Raw genomic sequence first — 23,166 nt, 5'->3', positions numbered from 1 at the left:
CGTCACCTGCATCACATTGACCTGACTGGCCTTACACTGAACAGGTTATGGCGAAATATCGCATCTGCTTGATTGAAGGCGACGGGATCGGCCACGAAGTGATCCCCGCGACCCGCCGCGTCCTGGACGCCGCCGGCTTCGACGCCGAGTACGTCCACGCCGAGGCCGGGTACGAGTACTACCTCGACCACGGCACCAGCGTCCCCCAGGCGACGTACGACGCCGTGGAGAACACCCACGCGACCCTGTTCGGCGCGGCCACCAGCCCCAGCGGCGAGAAACCCGCCGGGTTCTTCGGCGCGATCCGCCACCTGCGCCAGAAGTACGGCCTGTACGCCAACGTGCGCCCCACCAAGACCCGCCCCGTGCCCGGCGCGTACGAGAACGTCGACCTCGTGATCGTCCGCGAGAACACCCAGGGGCTGTACGTCGAGCAGGAACGCCGCTACGGCGACACCGCCATCGCCGACACCGTCATCACGAAGGACGCCAGCGACCGCATCGGCAAGTTCGCCGCCGACCTCGCCATGAAGCGTGGCAAGCGCCTGACGGTCGTGCACAAGGCCAACGTGCTGCCCGTCACGCAGGGCCTGTTCCTGAACACCATCCTCGACCACGCCAGGACCGTGGACGGCCTGAACACCAGCACCATGATCGTGGACAACGCCGCCATGCAGCTCGTGCGCAACCCCCAGCAGTTCGACGTGATGGTCATGACGAACATGTTCGGTGACATCCTCTCCGACCTCGCCGCCGGTCTGGTCGGCGGGCTGGGCATCGCCGCCAGCGGGAACGTCGGCGACAAGTTCGGCATCTTCGAGTCCGTGCACGGCTCGGCACCCGACATCGCCGGTCAGGGCATCAGCAACCCCACCGCGACCATCCTCGCGGCCGTCCTGATGCTCGACCACATCGGCGACCACGACACGGCGCGCCGCCTCGACAACGCCGTGAACAAGGTCCTCGTCGAGGGCCCCCGAACCCGCGACCTCGGCGGCACCGCCGGCACCGAGGAGTTCACGAACGCCGTCATCGCCGCCCTGGCGTAAGCGAACACCAGCAAGGGGGCCGGACGCTGAGCGTGTCCGGCCCTCCCTTCTATGCACGGGTTCCGTCTATTTCGTGGACAGATCGGAACATCACCGCTCTGCCCACTCCACGCCCGGAACCCGCCCGGCTCCTACTCGCATCCGCTCGGAGTGAACGGTGTTTGCACACCATTCACTCGGAGTTTTACAGCTTGACGATCATCTTCCCGGTGTTCTGGCCCTGCAGCAGGCCCATGAATGCGGCGGGCGTCCCGTCAATGCCCTCGACGACGGTCTCGTCGAATTTCAGTTCGCCGCTGGCGATCCAGCCGCCGACTTCCTGCGCGAAGGTGTCGAACAGGTCGTAGTGGGGCGTGACGAGGAAGCCGCGCAGCGTGAGCTGCTTACCGATGATCTGCACGAGGTTGCGGGGCGCGGGGGTGGGTTCGGTGGCGTTGTACATGCTGATCATGCCGCAGATGGCCGCGCGGCCCTGAACGCGCATGCTGCCGATGGCGGCCTCCAGGTGCTCGCCGCCGACGTTGTCGAAGTACACGTCGATCCCGTCGGGCGCGGCGGCTTTCAGCTGCTCGGCGACCGGGCCATCCTTGTAGTTGAAGGCCGCGTCGAAGCGCAGGGTGTCGGTCAGGTGGCGCACCTTGTCCGCACTGCCCGCGCTGCCGATCACGCGCGCGGCGCCCTTCAGGCGGGCGATCTGCCCGACGGCGCTGCCGACGGCTCCGGCGGCGCCGGACACGAACACCACGTCGCCGGGCTTGAATTCGGCGGTGCGCAGCAGGCCCGCGTACGCGGTCAGGCCGGGCATGCCCAGCACGCCCAGGTACGCGCTGAGGGGCACGCCGGGCAGTTCGGGCAGCACCTTCACGCGCCGCGCGTCGATGTTGGCGTGGGTGCGCCAGCCCTGGTCGTGCAGGACGTGCGCGCCGACCGGGACGCTGGCGTCCTCGCTGTGCGTGACGACGCCGACGGCGCCGCCGGTCATGGTCTCGCCCAGGGCGAAGGGCGCGGCGTAGCTCTTGGCGTCGTTCATGCGGCCGCGCATGTACGGATCGACCGTCAGGTAGAGGTTGCGGACCTGAATCTGCCCGGCGGCGGGCGCGGGCAGGGTGAGGTCCACGAGGTTGAAGTCACTGTCTTTGGGGGCGCCGACGGGACGGGCGGCGAGTTGCACTTCGCGTGAGGTCGTCATGCGGGCCACTGTGCGCCTTCATGAGAGGCCGCGATGGTAAGCGCGGTGACGTTGAAACGGTCACGGCAGCCCGGACACCCGGCCCCAGAGCTCCCAAATTACTCGTCCAGTGCCCGTTCGAAGTCGCCGAGCAGGTCGCCGATGTCCTCGATGCCGATGCTCAGGCGCAGCAGGTTGGGGGTGATGCCCAGGCGGCGGCGTTCCGCTTCGGGCAGGGGGCGGTGCGAGGTGCCCCACGGCCACGACAGCGTCGTGACGACGTCCGCCAGGGATGGGGCGAGCGGGATCCGCCCGGCGAGGGCCTTCACGAAGCGTGGGGCGTCCTCGATGTCGGCGCTGAGCATTCCGCCGAAACCGTTCGGGTAGAGGTCCATGGCGAGGTGGAACTGCGGGTGGTCGCTGAGGCCCGGGTGGTACACGGCCTTCACGCGCGGGTGGTTCACGAGGACGTCCGCGATGGCCTGCGCGTTGCCGCTGTGGGCGCGCATGCGCAGGCCGAGGGTCTTGAGGCCCTGCATGGTCATCCACGCGTCGAAGGCGCTGATGGTGCCGCCCAGGCGCAGCAGGCGCGTGCGGGCCAGGGCGACCAGTTCCGCCGAGGCGCACAGCACGCCGCCGAACGCCGTGGAGTGCCCGCTGAGGTACTTGCTGACCGAGTGCGTGACCAGATCGGCGCCGTGCTCGGCGGGGCGGAACATGGCGGGGCTGGCGAAGGTGTTGTCCACGCTCAATAGCGCGCCGCGCCCGTGGGCCATGCGGGCCAGGGCGGGCACGTCCGGGACGGTCAGCAGCGGGTTGGTGAGGCTCTCGACGTGCACGACGCGGGTGTTCGCGCGGAAGGCGGCCTCGACCTCGTTCAGGTCGCAGGCGTCGACGAAGGACACCTCGATGCCCAGGCGGGGGAATTCCTCGGCCAGCAGCGCGTACGTCACGCCGTACACCCGCGCGTCCGTGATGACGTGATCCCCGGCCTTCAGCACGCCCAGCAGCGCGGCGCTGATCGCCGCCATGCCGCTCCCGGCGACCAGCGCGGCCTCGGTGCCTTCCAGGGTCGCCAGGGCGCGTTCCAGCGTCGCGGCGTTCGGGGTGCCGTTGCGGTAGTAGAACGCGGCGGGTTCCTCACCGCTCATGGCGCGGTCCAGGTCGTCCAGGTCCGCGAACGCGTACACGGTGCTCTGGTAGATCGGCTCGACCAGAGCGGCGGCGCGGTTGGGGCGCGCTTCCTCGCCCGCGCGGGCGGCCAGGGTGGTCAGGTCGTAGGTGGGGGCGGGCTTGGGGTCGCTCACCCGCGCATTGTACGAAGGTGCGCGGCCCCTCCCCTGCGGTTGCTTACTCCCCGCCAGCCCAGAGGCCCTGTTTTTTCAGCGCGGCCACGAGGCCGGGTTCGCGTTTCTCCATGCCGCCGCCCTGCCCGAAGTACGCGGTGAGCAGGCGCGCCCAGTCGCCGGGCTGATCGCCGCGCGCCGCGATGGGGTTCATGACCTGTACGGCCTCGCGGATCTCGTCGTCGGTTCCGGTGCGGTACTCGTCGGTGTGGATGACCAGCGGGCGGGGCACGCGCGGGCGGTACGGGGCGTCCTCGGCGGGGCGGCCGATCGTCAGCGCGGCGAACGGCAGGACGCCCTGCGGGAGCTTCAGTTCCTCGATGATGCCATCCAGGCCGTTCAGCACGCCGCCGATCCAGCAGCCCTGGTAGCCGAGCATCTCGGCGGCGGTCAGGAGGTTCGTCCCGGCCATGACGGCGTCCCCGATGCCGAAGTGAACGGCGATGGCGGGCCACGTGCCTGTCTCCTGCCCGGCGACCTCCAGCACCCGCCCCACGCGGCGCACGTCGGCGCACACGACGAACGCCTCGCTGGCGGTGGCGATGTGCGCGTTCGTGGTGAGTTCAGCCATGCGGGCGCGCAGTTCCGGGCGGGTGATGCGGATCAGGGAGTACAGCTGCGCGGTCGCGTCGGTCGGGGCGCGCTGCGCGGCGTGCAGGATGACGTCCAGGTGCTCTGCGGGCATGGGCAGGGGCGTGCCGTCCTCGTGGGTCTGGTACTGGCGGACGGTGCGGTGCGCGTCGTAGAAAGCGCGGACATCCTCGGGGCGGCGGTGGCGGTCGTCGGTCATGCGGCGCAGCATACCCGCCCCGCTAGGCCCGCAAGTGCGGGAGGCGCGACAGAACGCCACCCTCCCCGCGCGGGGCGGCAGAGGGTGGTCGCCGTGGCTAGCGGCAGTGGCTAGCGGCTGGCCTGCCACGCGAGCAGCACGGTCAGGACCGCCCCGATGCCCATGACGGTCAGGGCCTGCACGCGGGTCTTCTTGAGGTACAGCAGGATGCCCAGGCCCGTCAGGGAGATCACGACGAGGAACGCGGCGCTGACGTCGATGACCCACTTCCAGGTGGGGCTCGCGTCGCGGCCCTTGTGCAGGTCGTTCATGACCGCCACGGCGCCCTGCTCCAGGATGGTGGTCTCGTACGTGCCGGTCCTGACATTGATCACGGTGTCGGCGCTGTAGCCGGGCGCCAGGAACGAGATATCGGCCTGCTGGTCGTCCGCGCGGGGCTCCGCAGCGCGGCCCTTCAGGCCCTGCTGGGCGCGTAGTTCCTCGGCGACGGTCAGCCAGTCGGGTTGCCCGTCCTTGATCCAGCCGTTCGGGAGGGTGCCGGTCACGGTGCGGGTGACTTCCTGCGTGCCGAATACCCAGTCCGGGTGGTTCAGGGTGATGCCGGTCAGGCTGAAGAACAGCACGACGAGCAGGCTGATCATGCTGGTGTACGTGTGCGCCCAGCGCAGCCAGACGTTCGTGCGGGCCTTCAGCGTGCGGGGGCGCGGGGCGGGGCGCCGCACACCCGCACCGGGTTCAGGCTTTGCCGAGAGCGACACTGGCCGCCTCGATGTCGTTGTCGGCGGTCAGGGTCTTCTTGAACGCCGCGGCGCCCACCGTGACCTTCTCGCGCACCAGCGAGTACGGGCCGTGCTCGCGGGCGGCCTCCACGCACACGTAGTACGTGCCCTGCGCGGCCATGGCGCCCTTGTCGGTCCTGCCGTCCCACGCGACGGCGTACGTGCCGGGGTTGCGGGTGGCGCTGCTGACCGTGGTCAGGAGGTCGGCGTTGGTGCGGTACCAGCGGCGCAGTTCGCTCAGCCAGCGGGGATTCATGCGCGACTGCTGCACCCACACGGTCAGGTTCCGGACGGTGTCCCCGGATTCGTCCTCGATCCACACGGCGACATAGGGGCGTTTCACGCGGCCGCTGGCCTTCGTGGCGACCGTGAAGGTCACGTCGAGCTTCATGCCGGTCGGCCATTTCTTGGCGGGGGTAGCGGCAGCGGCCTGGGCGGGTGTGAAGCGGGAGACGGTCAGGGCGGCGGCGGTCAGGCCGATTCGGTGCAGGACGGTGCGGCGCGTGTGGGTCATGGGGTGGATCCTCCTGCGGGCAGGGTGCCGCCGCCCCGTTAGCGGGCGGTTAACAGGGGCCGCGCGTTCCGTGCCGGGCGCTGCGAAAGATTGACGCCGCGCCAGCCGGGGGACGCGTGCCGCTGCCCGTCCGCGGTGACGATCAGCGCCTCGCACTCGGGCAGACCCGCCAGCAGGTGCAGGCCCGCGCGGACATCCATGACGCTCAGGATGGTGGCGAGCGCGTCGGCCGTCACGCATTCGGGCGCGGTGACGGTCACGCCCGGCACGTCCTGCACCGGCTGACCCGTGCGGGGGTCCATGACGTGCGAGTAGTGCGTGCCGTTCACCAGGAACCCCCGGTGCGCCTGTCCGCTCGTGGCGAGCGCCCCGCCGCGCACCTGCACCCGCGCGATGGGCGGCGCGTCGTCCCGCGCGGTGAAGGGGTCGGCGACCTGCACGTTCACGCGGGCCGGGCCGGTCACGCGCAGGTCCCCTCCGGCGTTGATCAGGACGCTGCGGACGCCCACGCAGCGGGACGCGATCAGCACCGCGCGGTCCACGATGTACCCCTTGGCCAGGGCGTTCAGGCCCAGCGGTCCCGCCGCGTGCAGGGTGGCGCTGCCGTCGGCGTGCAGGGTCCACGGTGGGGCGCGCAGGGCGCTCACCTGCCGTTCGAGCGCCGCCGCGCTGGGCAGCTGCCCGGTCAGGGCGGCCTGCTGCCACAGTTGCCCCAGGGTGTCCGCGCCGGGGTGGAACGCGCCGCCGCTCAGGGTGCGCCAGTGGTCCGCGAGGCGCAGCAGGTGCAGCAGTTCCAGACTCAGGGGGACGTGGGTGTCACCGGTCCGGGCCTGCCAGCGGCGCAGTTCGCTGTCCGGGTCGAAGCGGTTGAAGATCAGGGTCAGGCGATCGATCTCATGCAGGGCGGCCGTCTCGGCAGCCTGCGCCTGGCGGGGGCTGCGGGCGACGACCTGCACCTCGACCTCGGTGCCCAGCAGGCGCTCGTAGGTGGAGTGCAGGCGGTGTGGGGGCCGCAGCGCCCGGCTCAGGACTTTCAGGATCACGTTCCGCATCATGCGTCAAATTTCTGACGGCCGCGTGAAATATCGCCCGCACCTCCGGTGGGTGCCAGGTGCGCACAGGGACAGGGCACACCTCACGGCGACGTCCAGCAATGCCGAACAATGACATTTCTGGTTGCGTCCCAGGGGGGTGTTACAGTAGCGCAGCACCACACAACCCAGGCACGAGTCCCGCCGGGCAGCGTCCCGGACGGGCACCACTGCCGCTGGAGGCCCCATGCATAAAGGTCTGTCCGTCTCCCTGCTCAGCGCCGCCCTGCTTCTCGCGTCCTGCTCCCAGACCCCCTCCGCCCCCCAGGCCGCCCCCACCCCCGGCACCGGCACGCTGGTCGCCACCGCCGACGAGTGCAGCACCTTCCAGCAGTACCCGGTCGTCGTGTCCCGCATCGACTTCAAGACGCAGCGCGACTGGCTGGACATCGTCAAGACCTTCGAACCGGTCGGCGGCAGCCTGGAAGACGGCTACGTGCTGCTGGACGTCGGGCAGGCGGACTTCGAGCGGCTGCGCGTGACCGGCCTGACCCGCGGCTGGACCGTGAAGATCGACCGCGCGCAGACCGAGCGACACAGCGCCTCCCTGAAAGCCCCCCTGGGCGCCCTGAGCATCAGCGGTTACTCCTGTTACCGCACCGTCGAGGAAACCTACGCCAGCGCGCAGAATCTGGTCACGCAGTACCCGAACCTCGCCAGCTGGAGCAGTATCGGGTCCTCCTGGCTGAAGACGAAGGGGCGCGGCGGGTACGACATGAACGTCCTGAAGCTGACGAACAGGAGCGTCACGGGCACCAAACCCCGCCTGCTGATCACGGCGTCCATCCACGCGCGCGAGTACACGCCCGCTGAACTCGCCACCCGCTTCGCGGAGTACCTGCTCGCCAACTACGGCCAGGACGCCGACGTCACCTGGATGCTCGACACGCAGGAAGTCTGGCTGGTCCTCCAGAGCAACCCGGACGGCCGCAAGAAGGCCGAGGCGGGCGCGTCGTGGCGCAAGAACGTGAACGACACGCAGGCGTGCGGGAACGGCCTGTACGGCGTGGACCTGAACCGCAACTTCAACTACGCCTGGGGCACTGCCGGGTCCAGCACCGACCCGTGCAACGAGACGTACCGCGGCAGCGCCGCCGGCAGCGAGATCGAAACGCAGAACCTCCAGAACCTCATCAGGGCGACCTTCGCGGACAACCGCGGCGCGGCCCGCACCGACGCCGCGCCCGCCACCACCCCCGGCGTGTACATCGACATTCACAGTTACTCCAAGCTGGTCCTGTGGCCCTGGGGGGACACCACCACCGTCGCCCCGAACGGCGCGGCCCTGCAGAGCCTCGGGCGGAAACTCGCGTACTTCAACGGCTACACCCCCGAACAGGCCGTCGGGCTGTACCCCACCAGCGGCACCACCGACGACTTCGCGTACGGCGAACTGGGCGTCGCGTCGTACACCTTCGAGCTGGGCAGCGCGTTCTTCGAATCGTGCAGCACCTTCACCGGCACGGTCCTCCCGCAGAATCAGGCGGCGCTGCTGTACGCCCTGCGCGTGGCACGCGCGCCCTACCAACTGGGCAGCGGCCCCGACAGCGTGAGCGTCACCGCGCCCGCCAGCGTCGCCACGGGCGCCAGCTTCACCCTGAGCGCCAGCGCCACGAACACCCGCTTCAACACCAGCAACGGCGCCGAACCCACCCGCACGATTACCAGCGCGGAGTACTTCATCGACACGCCCCCCTGGGCCGGCGGCACCGCCCGCGCCATGACCGCCACGGACGGCACCTTCAACGCCGCCACCGAGAGCGTGCAGGCCAGCGTGTCCACCACCGGACTCAGTGCCGGGAAGCACACCGTGTACGTCCGCGCGAAGAACAACAACGGCACCTACGGCCCAGTGTCCGCGCTGTTCGTCACGGTCGGCGCGACCACCGGCACGACCACCACGTACACCGGCACGCTCGCCGCCGCCGGGAACGCCTACCAGACGTCCGCCAGCGGCTTCACGTACGCGGGCGGCACCCTGAAAGGCAACCTGACCGGCCCCACCGGCACGGACTTCGACCTGTACCTGCAGAAACTCTCCGGCAGCACCTGGACCCAGGTGGCCGCCAGCGAGGGCAGCACCAGCACCGAGGCCATCAATTACGCCGCCGCGAGCGGCACGTACCGCTGGCGCGTGTACGCCTACAGCGGCAGCGGCAGCTACTCGCTCGTCGAGACGAAATAAGGGAGTGGGGAGTGGTCAGTGGAGGATGGGCTTTTCCACTTCCTACTTTCCACTGACCACTCCCCACTCTGCATGTCCAGTCATCCGGAATGCATATTCATGCGCGATCCGCGCGGGGTGATCCCGCGTTGACCGGAAGCGGGTATACTCCTCGCCTATGACGAAGGTCGCCCGCTCGCAGAAAACCCAGGCCAAGGCCAGCGCCGCCCCGAAGAAATCCGGAGCGGCGCGCAAGGCTGCCACGAAAAAAGATGCAGTCCCGGCGCCGGTCGCCGCGCCCGTGCTGCTCACCCCGGACACCCTCCCGAAACCCGTCATGGCCGGGCGGGACTTCCTGAGCAACCTCGACATGACCGCCGCCGAACTGCGCGCCGTCATGGACACTGCCCACAGCATGAAACGCGGCGAGTGGCGCGCCGTGAAGCCACTGGCGGGCCTCAGCATCGCACTGGTGTTCGAGAAGGCCAGCCTGCGCACCCGCACCACCTTCGACGTCGGCATGTACCAGCTCGGCGGGCACGCCATCACCCTCAGCAACACCGAGATCGGCCTCGGCACCCGCGAACGCGTCAGTGACGTCGCCCGCAACCTGGAACGCTGGGTGGACGCCGTCATGGGCCGCGTGTACCTCCAGCAGACCCTCCAGGAACTCGCCCAGCACGCCAGCATCCCCGTCATCAACGGGCTGAGCGACATGCTGCACCCCGCGCAACTCCTCGCCGACTACCAGACCATCGAGGAAGAATTCGGCACCGACCTCACCGGCCGCCGCGTCGTGTACATCGGCGACGGGAACAACCTCGCCAACAGCCACATCCACATGGGCATCCTGACCGGCACCGACGTCACCGTCGTCACCCCCGTCGGCTACGAACCCAACGCCGGAGTCCTCATGGACGCCGTCCGCGCCGGGGTGAACATCACCCTCACGAACGACCTCGCCGCCGTGCAGGGCGCCGACGTCCTGTACACCGACGTGTGGATCAGCATGGGCCAGGAAGCCGAGGCCGACATCCGCCGCCGCGCCTTCCAGGGCTACCAGGTCACCCCCGAGATGCTCGACAGCATCGCGCCGGACGGCATCTTCCTGCACTGCCTCCCCGCCCACTACGGCGAGGAGACCGTCCCCGAAGCCACCGAACACCCCAAGAGCCGCGTGTTCGACCAGGCCGAAAACCGCCTGCACGCGCAGAAAGCCCTGATGTACCACCTGATGGGCGACCTCAAGCCCCGCTGGTGAACTTCCGTCGCGGCGCGCATCTGCCGTCGCGCGGATGCGCGCCCGCCCATTCCTCTGACAGGCTGACCCGATGACCACACTGCACACGTCCCGTCTGACCCTCCGGCCCCTGACGCCGGACGACCTGCCGCGTGTCCTGGCATACCGGAACGATCCGGAGGTCGCCCGCTTCCAGGGCTGGCCGCTGCCTGCCACGCCGGACTCGGTGGTGGGTCTCGTGTCGGACGCGCCGCTGGGGGCGCCCGGCTGGGTGCAGCGCGCCGTCATGCTGAGCGGCGGTGAACTGCTGGGGGACGTGGGTCTGAACACGCAGGGGCCGCAGGCGGAACTCGGCGTGACGCTCGCCCGCAGCGCGCAGGGGCACGGGTACGCCCGCGAAGCCCTGCACGCCCTCGTCACGCACGCCTTCACCGACCTGGGCCTGCACCGCGTTCACGCCAGCATCGACCCGCGCAACACGGCGGTCGCGGCGCTGCTGACCCGCCTGGGCTTCCGGCACGAGGGCACCAGCCTCCAGAGCTACCGGCACCGGGGCGAATGGACCGACGACGCCCTGTACGCCGTCCTGGCCGCCGAGTGGACCGCGTGACCGGGGTCACGGAGTGGCTGGACGTCGTGAACGAGCACGACGAGGTCATCGGTCAGGCTACCCGCGAGGACGCCTATTCGCGCGGCCTGACCATCCGCGTCATCAACGCCTTCCTGATCAACCGGGCAGGCCAGCTGTGGATTCCGCGCCGCACCGCACACAAGCGGCTGTTCCCCGGCTGCCTGGACATGAGCGTCGGCGGGCACGTCGAATGCGGCGAGACGTACGAACAGGCCTTCCGGCGTGAGACGCAGGAGGAACTGAACCTGAACGTGGACGACCTCCCCTGGCGGCAGATCGCCCGCTTTGGCCCACGCGACGGCCTGAGTGCTTTCATGCACGTGTACGAACTGCGCCGCGACGACCCACCCACCTTCAACCCCGACGATTTCAGCAGCGCCGAGTGGCTCACGCCCCCCGAACTCATCCGGCGCATCGAACAGGGCGACCCCGCCAAGGGCGACCTGAAACGCCTCGTGCAGCTGTGCTACGGGGTGGGCCGTGCATGACGCGCCGTTCCTGCTGGCCCGCGTTCACCTGCCGGAGGAACGGACGACGTCATTCATCTACCAGCGATTCGGGGCGAACGTGAGCGCGATGGACGGCAGCGTCTTCAGCTTCCAGCGCGCCGGAGAGCCGGTGAACGCGTACGCGTGGTGGGAGACCCTCGACCCGGAGGTCATCGGGCGAGGGGGCCACGGCGTGATCCGCATCGTGCCCATGACCCCGGACCTCTGGACGCACCTGAAACCCGGAACGTCCCTGACTATGACTCATGAACGCCTGCACGCACAGGTCACTCAGTCCCTGATGGAGAATCAAGCATGACAGTCCCCAAGGTATTTATCGACGGTGAGGCCGGAACGACCGGTCTGCAGATCCGCTCCCGGCTGGAGGGTCGGGCGGATATCGAACTGCTGAGCATCGACCCGGCGCGGCGGAAGGACAGCGCGGCGCGGGCGGAGTTGCTGAACGCGGCGGACGTGTCGATCCTGTGCCTGCATGACGACGCGGCGCGCGAGGCGGTCACGCTGACGACGAACCCGGCCTCAAGGCTTCTGGACGCGAGCACGGCGCACCGGGTGAATCCGGCGTGGGTGTTCGGCTTCCCGGAGTTGAACGCGGGGCAGGCGGACGCGATCCGCGCGGCGCGGTTCGTGGCGAACCCCGGCTGTTACAGCACGGGCGCGATCTCGCTGCTGGCCCCGTTGACGGGCGCGGGGCTGATCCCGGCGGACTTCCCGGTGAGCATCCAGGGGTACAGCGGCTACACGGGTGGGGGCCGGGCGCTGGTGGACGCGCACGAGAAGGGCGAGGATCACCCGATGAAGGGCGCGTTCCTGAGTTACGCGCTGGGGCTGGGGCACAAGCACATCCCCGAGACGATGCGGTACGGGGGATTGAGCCGCACGCCGATCTTCACGCCGAACGTGGGGGCGTGGGCGCAGGGCATGACCGTGACCATCCCCCTGCACCTGCGCGAACTGGGCACCACGCCGGACGCGCTGCACGCGGCGCTGAAGGATCACTACGCCGGGCAGCGGTTCGTGCGGGTGTTCGAGATGCAAGGCAACCCGGAGGTGCTGGACCCGCAGACCCTGAACGGCACGAACGACCTGGAGCTGTTCGTGTACCCGTCCGCCGACGGCGAGCGGGCGCTGCTGGTCGCGCGGCTGGACAACCTCGGGAAGGGCGCGGGTGGGGCGGCCGTTCAGAACCTCAATCTGATGCTGGGGCTCGTGGACGCGTGACCGGGGCCAGCAAACTGGACATCAACCGGGGCACCACCCTGTGCATGAGCGTGTCGGCCCGCCCGAGCAACTTCGGGACGCGCTTTCACAATCACCTGTACACGGCGCTGGGTCTGGATTTCGTGTACAAGGCGTTCGGCGTGCAGGACATCGCGGGCGTGGTGGCGGGCATCCGGGCGCTGGGCGTGCGCGGCTGCGCGGTCAGCATGCCGTTCAAGGAGGCCGTGATTCCGCTGCTGGACGAACTGGACGCCTCGGCGGCGGCCATCGGGTCGGTGAACACCATCGTGAACGACGGCGGGCACCTGAAGGCGTTCAACACCGATTACACCGCCATTCAGCTGCTGATCGAGCGGCACGCGCTGAACCGGGACGCGCGGGTGGTCCTGCGCGGCAGTGGCGGCATGGGCAAGGCCGTGGCGAGCGCCCTGCGGGACGCAGGCTTCACTCGTGGCGTGATCGTCGCCCGCAACGAGGGGGCCGGGCGGGCACTGGCGGACCGTTGCGGCTGGGACTGGCACTCCACGACACCCGAAGTGCAGGACAGCGACCTGCTCGTGAACGTCACCCCGATCGGCATGGCGGGCGGCGCGGAAGAGCACGACCTCGCCTTCACGCCCGACGCCATCGCGCGGGCAGGCACGGTGTTCGACGTGGTCGCCCTGCCCAGCGAGACGCCCCTGATCGTGGAGGCGCGGCGACAGGGCAGGCCCGTCGTGACCGGGCTGGAGGTCGTGGCGTTGCAGGCGCTGGAGCAGTTCGTGCTGTACACCGGTGTGCGCCCATCCGAGGAGCAGGTGCAGGCGGCGGTCGAGTTCGCCCGCACCTAAAAGCGTGTGGGAGAGGTTGCACCCGCCTCTCCCCCCGTTCATTGGTGGTCAGTCCTGCGGCAGGTGCGACTGCACCTGAATGTCGCCGTACGTGTCGATCTGCTCGACGCTGAAGTTCCCTTCCTTCACACCTTCGAGCAGCGCGGCGAAGTAGGTGGTCTGTTCGCCCCAGTCCTGGGTGGGGATGCCCCGGAAGGTGAAGGTGCGCAGGCGCCTTCCGAAGGCGCGCAGCGCGCCGAGTGCGTCGGCCAGTGAGAGGCGGTCGCGGGCCAGGAGGGGCACCTCGACCTGCCGGACGGCGTTCTGCGCGGCCTTCACGAGTTTCGCGAGGCTGCCCTGCGGATTGCGGGGCCGTTCGCGGCGCGGGAGATTCACGGGCACGGCGCGGGCGGGGATCAGGCCCTCGCGTTCGCGGCGCCGCGCGGCCAGGAACCCCACCAGCGCGTCCAGTTCCGCCAGGGCCTCCACGCCCTCCAGCACGTCGTCCAGCGGCTCGAACCAGTCGCTGCCCATGTCGGGCTCGTCGGGCTCGGGTTGCGGCAGCAGCAATCGGGCCTTCAGCGCGATGACCGCCGCCAGGGTGGGCAGCAGGTCCGGGTGCGCGCCCTCCAGCGGGCCGCCGGTGACCGCCTGCGCCCAGGCAAGCACGTCGCGCGTGAGGGTCAGCAGGGGCACCTCGCCCGGCTGGACGCGGCCCGCGCGCAGCGCGGAGGCCAGCTCCGCCAGGGTGCCGCTGAACGCGGGGAGCGACACGCTGAAGCCCACCCCGGCCGGGGGCGGCGGGGTGGGAGTGGGCAGCGCGGGCGCGGCAGTCATTGCAGGAGTTGACGGTCGATGGGGCTTACAGGGTCAGGAAGCCGACTTTCTCGCGGACTTCCGCCATGATCGGCTGCGCGATCGCACGGGCCTCGCGCGCCCCCTGCGCCAGCGCGTCGCGCACGAAGTCCGGGTCGGCCTTCAGCGTCTCGGCCCGCTCCTGGATGGGCGTCAGGTGCGCCGTGATGCCGGTCATCAGCTGCTTCTTGCAGTCGATGCAGCCGATCCCGGCGCTGCGGCACCCGGCGTCCACGGTCTGGATGGTGTCCAGGTCGCTGAACAGCTTGTGGTAGTCGAAGATCAGGCACTTGGCGGGATCGCCGGGGTCGGTGCGGCGCACGCGGGCCGGATCGGTGGGCGCCACGCGCAGCTTCTGCCAGATGGACTCCAGGGGCTCCAGGATGCCGATGGTGCTCGTCTCGCCCTTGCTCTTGCCCATCTTGCCGTTGCCGTCCACGCCGGGAATCCGCAGCGCGTCCCGGTTGTACACGGCCCTGGGTTCGGGGAACGTCTCGCCGAACGCGTGGTTGAACTTCCGGGCGATCTCGCGCGTCAGTTCGATGTGCTGCGTCTGGTCCTCACCGACGGGCACGGTGTCGGCCTTGTACAGCAGGATGTCGGCGGCCATCAGCGCCGGGTACATCAGCAGACCCGCCGGGACGCTCTCCAGTTGCGCGGACTTGTCCTTGTACTGCGTCATGCGTTCCAGTTCACCGACCGGCGTCAGGGTCGTGAAGATCCACGACAGTTCCTGATGCTCGGGCACGTGCGACTGCACGAAGAACGTGACCCGGCTGGGGTCGAGGCCCACCGCGAAGTTCGCGACGGCCATCTCGAAGGTCCGCTGCGCGAGCAGTTTCGGGTCGGACGCGGCGGGGTTGGTGATGGCGTGCAGGTCCACCACGCAGTAGATGCTGTTCTTCCCGAACTCCTCGCCCAGCCGCACGTAGTTGCGCATGGCCCCGAAGTAGTTCCCGATGTGCGGTTCACCTGTGGGCTGAATCCCTGAAAAGACGCGCGGCATAACCCGGAGATTCTAGAGGATGGAGGCTTCAAAGACAGCGGGCCGCAGGCGCCTGCCCACGACCCACTCCCCACAACCTACTTCCCCCTTACGCGCTGCCCCGGATGATCAGGCGGGGTTCGAAGCGGCGGGCGCGGGCGGGACCCTTGTAGCCGTTCAGGCGTGACAGCAGGAGTTGCGCGGCCTCGTAGCCCATGCTCTCGACGGGCTGGTGCAGGGTGGTGAGGCCGCGTTCGGCGGCCCAGGGCTGGTCGTCGAAGCCGATCACGCGGACGTCCTGCCCGATCTTCAGGCCGCGCAGGCGGACCTCGTCGAGCAGGGCGCCGGCGAGCATGTCGGCGGAGGCGAACACGGTGCAGGGCAGTCCGGCCTCCTGCGCCTGGTCGAGGACGGTGGCGGCGGTGTTGCGCGCCGCGAGGGAATCGAAGGAGCTGGTGTACTCGGCCTTCACGGTGCGTCCGGCGGTGTCCAGCGCGCTCATGAAGCCGCTGCGGCGGTCCTCGAACACGCGGGTGGTGAACAGCTGGTCCAGTTCGGTCTCGACCCACACGGCGTACAGGTCGCCGCTGAACTGCGCGGCGTACTCGCCTGCCATGCGCCCGCCCGCGACGTTGTCCATGAACGAGGAATCGACGTTGTCCGCGAAGGCGTCCACGAGCACGGTGGGTTGCTGGGTGCGCAGGCGCCGCTCGTGGAACATCTGCGTGAGGTTGTACGTCGCCATGACCAGCCCGTCCGCCTGATAGGCCAGCGTGTGCGAGCCCAGGTAGCGTTCCAGGCGCGAGCGGTCCAGCAGGGGGAAGATCGCCACGTCGTAGCGCGCCTCCTGGAACGCGGTTTCCAGCCCGTCGAGGAGGCGCACGTAGAATTCGGTGGTCAGGACGGGCAGCAGGACGCTGATGGTGTAGCTGCGCCCGCCCGCGATGCGCCGGGCGTGCGGGTTGGGGGTGTACTCCAGGTCCGCGATGGCCTTGAGGACGCTCTCGCGCGTGGCGCCCTTGACGGCCACGTGATTGTTCAGCACCCGCGAGACGGTGCCGACCCCGACTCCGGCGTGCCGGGCTACATCCTGAATGGTGGGTTTGCGCATGATATTGGAACTCAGGATACGCTTTTTTGGAACGGGTTCCACGCGCTGTCTGAGTCGGTCCGCGTCGGCCTGAATCTGTCCGTGTCTGCCGGGGCGGACGTCGGGGACAATCCCGCCCGGTCCACGCGCCTACACTGCACCCTGACGGCTGCCCCGCGCCGGGCACGCCTTTGAAGGAGCGACCATGACTGCACCCCGCCGCGCCGGACCTGCCCGGCCCCTGCTGATCGCCGCGCTGCTGATCCTCGCCGCCGCGCTGGCCGCCGCCCTGCTACGCCCCCGCGACACCACGGGCACCCCGGCGACCCAGACCGCCGCCCATGCCACTCCCACACAGGCCAGCGGAAGCCTGCCCGCCACCGTCACGGACGCCCGCGTGGTCGCCGTGCCCCCCGGCATCCGCGAGACGAGCGTGTTCGCCACCCTCCGCAGCACCTGGGACGCGGACGTCCGCATCACGGGCGTGAGCAGCCCCGCCGCCGGGCACGCCATGCTGATGGTCACCCGCACCCAGGACAACATGACCGGCATGAGCATGACGGACCACCTCACCCTCCCGGCGGGCGGCACGCTGACCCTCAGCGACACCGGCGACCACCTCATGCTCATGGACCTGAAAGAACCCCTCCAGCCCGGGCAGACCATCCCCATCACCCTGACCGACGCCGAGGGGCGCACCCTGACCATCCAGGCGCCCGTGACGAAACCATGACGGTGAACCCCCGATGACCAGCGAACCCGCCCCCAACTCCAAGACGATGAGCCCCGAGTCGATCAGCCCCGAGACGATCAGCGCGCCCCCCGCGCGGCCCTGGTACGTGTCCGCCATCCTGGCCGTCGCCGCCGTGACCCTGCTGCTGCTGGGCGCCTGGGGCGCCGCGCGGCTGCGCAGCCCCTACCCGTTCTTCGGCACCGCGTACCCGCAGGGCACCGCCGCGACGGGCTTCACCGGCACCGTCAGCGACACCCCCACCGCCCCGCCCCGCGCCTTCACGTTCACGCCCGGGCAGGGTCAGGTCACCGCCGTGTTCTTCGGGTTCACGCACTGCGCCAGCATCTGCCCCCTGACCCTCTCGTACCTGAACAAGGTCCGCGACGCCCTTCCCGCTGATCAGAAGGCGCGCTTCCGCATCCTGCTCGTCAGCGTCGACCCCGCCCGCGACACCCCGGGACGCCTGAACGAGTACGCCTCTTACTTCGGGAAGGAAGGCGTCGGCGTGCACATCCCCGAACCGCAACTGGCGAAGGTCGCCCAGGCGTACGGCGTCGGCTACCAGAAGGCCGACGTGAAGGGCGCCGACTACCAGATCAACCACACCACTGCCACCTACCTCATCGACGCTCAGGGCCACCTGCGCGTCCTGTGGGACTACACCCAGCTCCCCCAGGTCGCCCGCGTCCAGGCGGACCTGCAACACGTCATGGAGACCCGATGAGCGCCACGCCCAGCACCCTCAACCCCACGCTGGCCGACCTCCTGAGCCCCAGCCCCGACCCCCTCTTCCTGATCCCCACCCTGCTCCTCGCCGCCGCGTACGCCTGGGGTTACCTCCGCGCGCACCGTGAAGGACGCGGGCAGGACTGGCCCGCCTGGAAGGCTGCCCTGTTCACCCTCGGCGTCCTCCTGCTGCTCATCACCACCCAGAGCCGCGCCGCGACCCTCACCCAGAGCAGCATGGCCCTCTACATGACCCGCCTCATGGTCCTCGCCGAGGTCGTCCCACCCCTCCTCGTGCTCGGCCTGCCCCGCCTGCGCCCCGACCCCCGGCGCGGCCTCGGGAGGGTCCTCAACCTCCTCCTCGACCCCTGGGTGGCCCTGGCCCTCTGGACGGCCGTCATCATCTACTGGAACGTCCCCGCCGGCTTCAACGCCAGCATCGTCAGCAACACCGCCGCCCCCCTCCTGCCGGGCCTGTACCTCCTGAGCAGCCTGCTCGTCTGGAGCGTCATCCTCCGCCCCCTCCCCACCGTCCAACCCGCCGATATCGGCTCACGCGGCTGGTTCGGCCTCCTCGCCGCCCTCCCCATGATGGGCGTCGCCAGCGTCTGGCTGTACAGCCCCCGTGTCCTCTACACCCCCTACGTGAACGCCCTGTGCCTCTGGAACTACACGCCCCTCCAGAACCAGCAGCTCAGCGGCTGGATCATGATGCTCGCCGGACTTCCCGCCCTGGCCCTCGCGTTCATCCAGCTGTTCGCGTGGCTGATCAAACTGTCCGAAACGCAGGGCATGCCGCCCGCGCGGGTCGTGCCTGACTCCGACACGGAGAGCTGAACGGCGTGACCCACCCCCCAACCCCCTACCCAGACTCGCAGAGCTGCGCAGCAGAGGGCAGGGGGGCTTACGTTGGCACTGGGCAAGAGTTTTCACTTATGCGGCGGAGGTGTGGTGGGCGGTGACGGGTCCGGCTTCGACGCCATCCTGCCGGGACGGTGGAAGGCCCGGACGCTGCGCGTCCGACGGCTCGGGGTGGTCTGCGGCGGCTGGCCGGGTGGGTCGGCGCGGACAGCTGATCGACTCTGTCTTTTCTCCTCCCCCCTTGAGGGGGAGGCCGGGTGGGGGGTGGCGGGCCGCGCCCGCCCCAATCCACCCAGCCCACTCCCCACAACCCACTTCCCACAACCCCCTCCCCCCTTCACTTTCCGTCCATTCATTCAGTTGCGGTGGGTGGGGGCTTGTTAGCCTGCGCGCATGTATGACGTGGTGGTAGTGGGTGCGGGGTTGGCGGGCCTGACGGCGGCCCGGGTGCTGTCGCGGGCGGGGGAGCGGGTGCGGGTGCTGGAGGCCGCGCCGGAGGTGGGGGGGCGTGTGCGGTCGCGGTCTGTGGGTGGGTTCGTGCTGGACGCGGGGTATCAGGTGTTGTTCCCGGCTTATCCGGCGGTGCGGCGGCACGTGAACCTGGGGGCGCTGGATCTGGTGGCGATCCCGCCGGGTGCGGTGGTGGTGCGGGGGGAGCGGCGGGAGGTGCTGGGGAGTCCGTTCGGGGATCTGGCGGCGTTGCCGGGGACGCTGGCGGCGCGGTCGCTGGGCGTGGCGGATAAGGCGCGGGTGGCGGCGCTGGCGCTGCGGTTGCGTGCGCCTGCGCCGTTCGAGTTGCTGCGCGGGCCGGACGAGTCCACGGAAACCTACCTGCGGCGGCAGGGGTTCAGTGAGGGCGCGCTGGATGCGTTCTTCCGGCCGTTCTTCGGGGGGATCTTCCTGGACCGCCGCCTGGGGACGAGTGCGCGGCTGTTCCGGTATTACTTCCGGATGCTGATGGACGGCGGCGCGGCGCTGCCCCGTGGGGGCATGGGGGCGTTGACGGCGCAGCTGGCGGAGGGGCTGGAGGTGAGCGTGAACGTCCCGGTGCAGCGCCTGAGCACCCACGCGGGGCACGTGACGGTGCACTCGGCGGCGGGGGACCTGGAGGCGCGGCAGGTGATCGTGGCGACCGATCCGGGCACCGCCGCCCGCCTGACCGGCGCGGACGCAGCGCGCGGCAGCGTGAGCAGCACGTACCTGCACTACGCCAGTGCCGGGCAGATCGACCGGGAGGCGCGCCTGCTGCTGAACGCCGAGGAGGGCTTCATCAACAATGCCCACTGGCTCAGCAACGCCGTGCCGGGCCGCGCCCCGGCGGGCGGGCACCTGCTGACCGTGACGGTCCTGGGCGAACCGGACATGGACGACGACGCGCTGGACGCCCGCGTGCGCGGCGAACTGGGCCGCTGGTACCCCCCGGCGCAGGTGCAGGCGTTGCGGACGCTGCTCGTGGAACGTATCCGGCACGCGCAGTACCCGCAGCCGCCCGAGTACGCCGCCGTGCTGCCCGGTCACGCGACGCCCCTGCCGGGCGTGATCATTGCCAGCGAGGCGACCGCCATGAGCGGCATCCAGGGCGCGATGGAGAGCGGCGAGAAGGCGGCGGCGATCGTCCTGAACGACCCGGTCGGCATGAGCCGCCCACGCGGAGGGTAGGGTCCGGTCACATCTGCACGCCGGGCTGGCTCTGGCCCGCTACGCTGAGAGTTCATGAAACGCGTGATGACGGTGGTGGCGGGTCTGGGCTTGCTTCTGGCGGCGTGTGGGGAGACGCCGCCGACGATCAGTGTCAGCAAGGACCCGCAGATGCTCTCGGGTCACTGGGTGGGCAGTGTCCGGGTGTCGTCGGAGGCAGCGGAGGTGCCGCTGGATTTCAACTTCCAAGCGACTTACGTGGACGCGCAGCAGGTGACCGTGTCCGGTAGTGGGACGCTGGACGGTCAGGCGGTCACGCTGAAAGGAACGGTGAAGGGGAATGCGGACATGTTCGTGCAGTACACGCCGCCGCTTCCCAATTACGCCATGTGGGGCGACCTGAACGTGACGGGCGCGGCGGGTGACCTGGGCACGCTGAACGTGTTTCATTACGTGTCGAGGAGTGCGTCAGCATCGAGTGCCCATTACAAGGTTGTGTGGAAGCCGAAGGGAAGTGAAACGGAGTCCTCCGGTGTCATGAGTCGCCGCTGACGTCGGGTAGGCTGGCGGGTATGTCGGCGCGTCTGGATCATCTGGTGGTGGCGGCCCGTTCGCTGCCGGAGGGGCGGGACTGGCTGGAGGGTCGCCTGCGCGTGCCGCTCCAGCCCGGCGGCGAGCACGAGCTGTTCGGCACGCATAACCTGCTGCTGTCGCTGGGGCCGGACGCGTACCTGGAGGTGATCGCCGTGAATCCGGACGCGCCGCCGCCCGCGCGGGCGCGCTGGTTCGCGCTGGACACGCCGGGCATGCAGGAGCGGCTGTCGCACGGTCCGGCGCTGGTGCACTGGGTGGCGCAGGTGCCGCAGCTTCCGACCGGGCCGGACGCGCTGCCGCTGTCGCGCGGGGAGAACCGCTGGGTGCTGACCGTCCCGGCGGATGGCGCGCTGCCGGGTGGTGGGGTGGTGCCGTCCCTGATTCACTGGTTGACGCCGCCGCCGCCCACGCGCCTGCCGGATTCGGGGGTGCGCCTGGCGGGCCTGCGGCTGGGCTCGCCCGAACCGGACGGGCTGCGCGCGGCGCTGGACGCCCTGCGTTTCCAGGGTGAGGTGGAGGTCGTGGAGGCCCCGCAGGTCGAACTGCACGCCACCCTGGACACGCCGCACGGTCCGGTGGAGCTGTAGGGGTGCCGTGGGGTCGCGTCCGGGAGTCTTGACCCCCCATGGGCGGGGTGCGCCACAATGGGCGTCATGAGCACCCAGACTGCCCGCCCGCCCGTGGATCTCGACTGGAACACGCTGGGATTCAGTTACGTCCGCACCGACGAGCGTTACCTGTCGCACTGGCGTGACGGCGCGTGGGACGCCGGGACGCTGACGCTGGACAACGTGCTGCACATCAGCGAGGGCAGCACGGCGCTGCACTACGGTCAGCAGTGCTTCGAGGGGCTGAAGGCGTACCGCGCGGCGGACGGCAGCATCAACCTCTTCCGCCCGGATCAGAACGCGGCGCGCATGCAGGCCAGCTGCCGCCGCCTCCTGATGCCGGAGGTCAGCACCGAGCAGTTCATCGACGCGTGCCGTCAGGTCGTGCAGGCGAACGAGCGCTGGATGCCCCCCTACGGCAGCGGCGGCGCGCTGTACCTGCGCCCCTACGTGATCGGCGTCGGGGACAACATCGGCGTGCGCAGCGCCCCGGAATTCATCTTCGGCGTGTTCTGCATTCCCGTGGGCGCGTACTTCAAGGGTGGGCTGACGCCGCACAATTTCATGACCAGCGAGTACGACCGCGCCGCGCCGCACGGCACGGGTGCGGCGAAGGTCGGTGGGAACTACGCCGCGAGCCTGATGCCCGGCGCGCAGGCCAAGGACCGCAAGTTCGCGGACGCGATCTACCTCGACCCGGCGACCCACACGAAGATCGAGGAGGTTGGCGCGGCGAACTTCTTCGCCATCACCAAAGACGGGCAGACGTTCATCACGCCCAGATCGCCCAGCATCCTGCCCAGCATCACGAAGTACAGCCTGCTGCATCTGGCCGAGCACCGCCTGGGCCTGAACGTCGTCGAGGGGGACGTGTTCATCGACCGCCTGGACGAGTACGCCGAGGCGGGCGCGTGCGGCACGGCCGCCGTCATCACGCCCATCGGCGGCATCCAGCACGGCGACACCTTCCACGTGTTCCACAGCGAGACCGAGGTCGGCCCGGTCACCCGCCGCCTGTACGACGAACTGGTCGGCATCCAATACGGCGACCGCGAGGCGCCCGAGGGCTGGATCGTCAAGGTCTGACCGGAGTGGACTTCGGGCGGGGCGGTTCGCGATGCGCGGGCCGCCTCTCTGCTTACCGGGAGAGGTGGATGGGAGTGACGGTCGCGGCGGTCAGGCCCAGTTCCGCGTCAGCCTGGGTTTCGGCGGGGGTGTCGCCCCAGGCCTGCATGATCAGCCCCCGGGCGCCGCGTTCGCGGGCGGCGTCGCATGTGGCGCGCAGCAGGGCGTGACGCAGGGTGGTGTGGCGCCACGCCGGGTGGACACCGGGGCTGCCGATGGTCAGCGTGTCGCCGTCCAACCACGCGCGGCAGATGCCGACGCCCTGCCCCGAGGCGTCCAGCGCGACGTGGCTCACGGTGTCGTCCGACCCGTGCGCGACCGGGGTGGGGAGGGGTCCACGCCAGTCGGTGAACTGCCCGACCCGCCGCCAACCGAGCCTGCGCAGGGCCTCGCCGGGCAGCAGGGCGTCGTCCGCGTAGGCGCTCAGGAGCGTGCCGGACGCCGAGGCGGCCCGCAGGAGGGCCAGGGCGACCTGGGCCTGTCGGGGGCCGGGGCGGGCGCCGCCCAGCACCTCCAGGTCTGCGCGGGGGGTGCGGCAGCAGTCACGGGGGCAGCATAGGCGGCGCGGACGGCCGATCACGGCGCACCTGACCGGCACGGGCTTCCCTGAGCGTTTCTGCCCTGAGCGTTTCCTTCATGT

General features: G+C 69.9%; 25 protein-coding genes. 15 read left to right on the top strand and 10 right to left on the bottom strand.

The genetic code is table 11. The annotated features are described in order from the left end of the window. Positions 1–47: 47 nt before the first annotated feature. Positions 48–1,049, top strand: coding sequence for an isocitrate/isopropylmalate dehydrogenase family protein (locus EXW95_RS15630; RefSeq protein ID WP_174368217.1), 1,002 nt, complete (start codon positions 48–50; stop codon positions 1,047–1,049). A 184-nt stretch (positions 1,050–1,233) separates the two neighbouring features. Here EXW95_RS15630 and EXW95_RS15625 read toward each other — a convergent pair whose 3' ends face one another. The 6 genes from EXW95_RS15625 to EXW95_RS15600 all read right to left on the bottom strand — a co-directional run bounded on the left by EXW95_RS15625 (position 1,234) and on the right by EXW95_RS15600 (position 6,698). Beyond that, positions 1,234–2,238, bottom strand: coding sequence for an NADP-dependent oxidoreductase (locus EXW95_RS15625; RefSeq protein ID WP_174368216.1), 1,005 nt, complete (start codon positions 2,236–2,238; stop codon positions 1,234–1,236). A gap of 98 nt (positions 2,239–2,336) precedes the next feature. Beyond that, positions 2,337–3,524 (bottom strand): aminotransferase class I/II-fold pyridoxal phosphate-dependent enzyme, encoded by a 1,188-nt coding sequence (locus EXW95_RS15620; protein WP_174368215.1) that lies wholly within the window; start codon positions 3,522–3,524, stop codon positions 2,337–2,339. Between the two features lie 43 nt (positions 3,525–3,567). Next, on the bottom strand, positions 3,568–4,353 hold the full coding sequence (locus EXW95_RS15615) for a nitroreductase family protein (protein ID WP_174368214.1): 786 nt from the start codon (positions 4,351–4,353) through the stop codon (positions 3,568–3,570). Between the two features lie 110 nt (positions 4,354–4,463). Then, the gene (locus tag EXW95_RS15610) at positions 4,464–5,075 is read right to left on the bottom strand and encodes a PepSY-associated TM helix domain-containing protein (RefSeq protein WP_371810110.1); all 612 of its coding nucleotides are present in this window, start codon (positions 5,073–5,075) and stop codon (positions 4,464–4,466) included. A gap of 13 nt (positions 5,076–5,088) precedes the next feature. Further along, complete coding sequence (locus EXW95_RS15605; protein WP_174368213.1) at positions 5,089–5,646, bottom strand: DUF2271 domain-containing protein; 558 nt, start codon at positions 5,644–5,646, stop codon at positions 5,089–5,091. 38 nt (positions 5,647–5,684) lie between these two features. Continuing rightward, on the bottom strand, positions 5,685–6,698 hold the full coding sequence (locus tag EXW95_RS15600) for an FAD:protein FMN transferase (protein WP_371810187.1): 1,014 nt from the start codon (positions 6,696–6,698) through the stop codon (positions 5,685–5,687). A 226-nt stretch (positions 6,699–6,924) separates the two neighbouring features. On the opposite strand from EXW95_RS15600, the gene EXW95_RS15595 reads away from it, so the two are divergent. The 7 genes from EXW95_RS15595 (at position 6,925) to EXW95_RS15565 (ending at position 13,332) form a co-directional block, all read left to right on the top strand. Then, positions 6,925–8,922, top strand: a complete 1,998-nt coding sequence (locus tag EXW95_RS15595) for a M14 family zinc carboxypeptidase (protein WP_174368211.1) — start codon at positions 6,925–6,927, stop codon at positions 8,920–8,922. 316 nt (positions 8,923–9,238) lie between these two features. Beyond that, positions 9,239–10,162, top strand: a complete 924-nt coding sequence (argF, locus tag EXW95_RS15590; protein ID WP_371810186.1) for an ornithine carbamoyltransferase — start codon at positions 9,239–9,241, stop codon at positions 10,160–10,162. A gap of 70 nt (positions 10,163–10,232) precedes the next feature. Beyond that, positions 10,233–10,751 carry a GNAT family N-acetyltransferase gene (locus EXW95_RS15585; protein ID WP_174368209.1) on the top strand — a complete coding sequence of 173 codons (519 nt, stop codon included), beginning with the start codon at positions 10,233–10,235 and terminating at the stop codon, positions 10,749–10,751. Beyond that, positions 10,748–11,260 (top strand): NUDIX domain-containing protein, encoded by a 513-nt coding sequence (locus EXW95_RS15580; protein ID WP_371810109.1) that lies wholly within the window; start codon positions 10,748–10,750, stop codon positions 11,258–11,260. The genes EXW95_RS15585 and EXW95_RS15580 overlap by 4 nt, the downstream gene beginning before the upstream one ends. Next, positions 11,253–11,579 (top strand): hypothetical protein, encoded by a 327-nt coding sequence (locus tag EXW95_RS15575; RefSeq protein ID WP_174368207.1) that lies wholly within the window; start codon positions 11,253–11,255, stop codon positions 11,577–11,579. Before EXW95_RS15580 ends, EXW95_RS15575 begins: the two co-directional genes overlap by 8 nt. After that, positions 11,576–12,502 carry an N-acetyl-gamma-glutamyl-phosphate reductase gene (gene argC / locus EXW95_RS15570; RefSeq protein ID WP_174368206.1) on the top strand — a complete coding sequence of 309 codons (927 nt, stop codon included), beginning with the start codon at positions 11,576–11,578 and terminating at the stop codon, positions 12,500–12,502. Before EXW95_RS15575 ends, argC begins: the two co-directional genes overlap by 4 nt. Beyond that, positions 12,499–13,332 carry a shikimate 5-dehydrogenase gene (locus tag EXW95_RS15565; protein WP_371810107.1) on the top strand — a complete coding sequence of 278 codons (834 nt, stop codon included), beginning with the start codon at positions 12,499–12,501 and terminating at the stop codon, positions 13,330–13,332. The genes argC and EXW95_RS15565 overlap by 4 nt, the downstream gene beginning before the upstream one ends. A 48-nt stretch (positions 13,333–13,380) precedes the next feature. Here the strand turns inward: EXW95_RS15565 and EXW95_RS15560 are convergent, their stop codons facing one another. The 3 genes from EXW95_RS15560 to EXW95_RS15550 form a co-directional block, all read right to left on the bottom strand. After that, positions 13,381–14,148, bottom strand: a complete 768-nt coding sequence (locus EXW95_RS15560; RefSeq protein ID WP_174368205.1) for a ScpA family protein — start codon at positions 14,146–14,148, stop codon at positions 13,381–13,383. A 25-nt stretch (positions 14,149–14,173) separates the two neighbouring features. Next, a complete protein-coding gene (gene trpS, locus EXW95_RS15555) occupies positions 14,174–15,172 on the bottom strand; it encodes a tryptophan--tRNA ligase (RefSeq protein WP_174368204.1) in 999 nt (332 codons plus the stop codon). A gap of 88 nt (positions 15,173–15,260) precedes the next feature. Next, complete coding sequence (locus EXW95_RS15550) at positions 15,261–16,262, bottom strand: LacI family DNA-binding transcriptional regulator (RefSeq protein WP_174368203.1); 1,002 nt, start codon at positions 16,260–16,262, stop codon at positions 15,261–15,263. Between the two features lie 184 nt (positions 16,263–16,446). On the opposite strand from EXW95_RS15550, the gene EXW95_RS15545 reads away from it, so the two are divergent. From EXW95_RS15545 to EXW95_RS15515, 7 genes are all read left to right on the top strand, one after another. Continuing rightward, positions 16,447–16,974 (top strand): copper chaperone PCu(A)C, encoded by a 528-nt coding sequence (locus tag EXW95_RS15545; RefSeq protein ID WP_174368202.1) that lies wholly within the window; start codon positions 16,447–16,449, stop codon positions 16,972–16,974. A gap of 13 nt (positions 16,975–16,987) precedes the next feature. Further along, positions 16,988–17,698: an SCO family protein gene (locus EXW95_RS15540; protein ID WP_371810106.1), complete on the top strand. Its 711-nt coding sequence runs from the start codon at positions 16,988–16,990 to the stop codon at positions 17,696–17,698. Further along, complete coding sequence (locus EXW95_RS15535; protein WP_174368201.1) at positions 17,695–18,537, top strand: cytochrome c oxidase assembly protein; 843 nt, start codon at positions 17,695–17,697, stop codon at positions 18,535–18,537. Before EXW95_RS15540 ends, EXW95_RS15535 begins: the two co-directional genes overlap by 4 nt. Before the next feature lie 417 nt (positions 18,538–18,954). Beyond that, entirely contained in the window at positions 18,955–20,220 is a 1,266-nt protein-coding gene (locus tag EXW95_RS15530; protein WP_174368200.1) for an NAD(P)/FAD-dependent oxidoreductase, read from the top strand. Positions 20,221–20,274: 54 nt separating this feature from the next. Beyond that, positions 20,275–20,751: a hypothetical protein gene (locus tag EXW95_RS15525; RefSeq protein WP_174368199.1), complete on the top strand. Its 477-nt coding sequence runs from the start codon at positions 20,275–20,277 to the stop codon at positions 20,749–20,751. Between the two features lie 20 nt (positions 20,752–20,771). Beyond that, positions 20,772–21,380, top strand: coding sequence for a VOC family protein (locus EXW95_RS15520; RefSeq protein ID WP_174368198.1), 609 nt, complete (start codon positions 20,772–20,774; stop codon positions 21,378–21,380). Between the two features lie 66 nt (positions 21,381–21,446). Beyond that, entirely contained in the window at positions 21,447–22,487 is a 1,041-nt protein-coding gene (locus EXW95_RS15515) for a branched-chain amino acid aminotransferase (RefSeq protein WP_174368197.1), read from the top strand. Between the two features lie 52 nt (positions 22,488–22,539). Here EXW95_RS15515 and EXW95_RS15510 read toward each other — a convergent pair whose 3' ends face one another. After that, positions 22,540–23,106, bottom strand: a complete 567-nt coding sequence (locus EXW95_RS15510; RefSeq protein ID WP_174368196.1) for a hypothetical protein — start codon at positions 23,104–23,106, stop codon at positions 22,540–22,542. Positions 23,107–23,166 lie beyond the last annotated feature (60 nt).

The organism is Deinococcus sp. JMULE3 (assembly GCF_013337115.1).
Lineage (GTDB): Bacteria > Deinococcota > Deinococci > Deinococcales > Deinococcaceae > Deinococcus.
The sequence above is the reverse complement of the archived record's forward strand: the minus strand, read 5'-3'. Positions and strand labels throughout refer to the sequence as shown.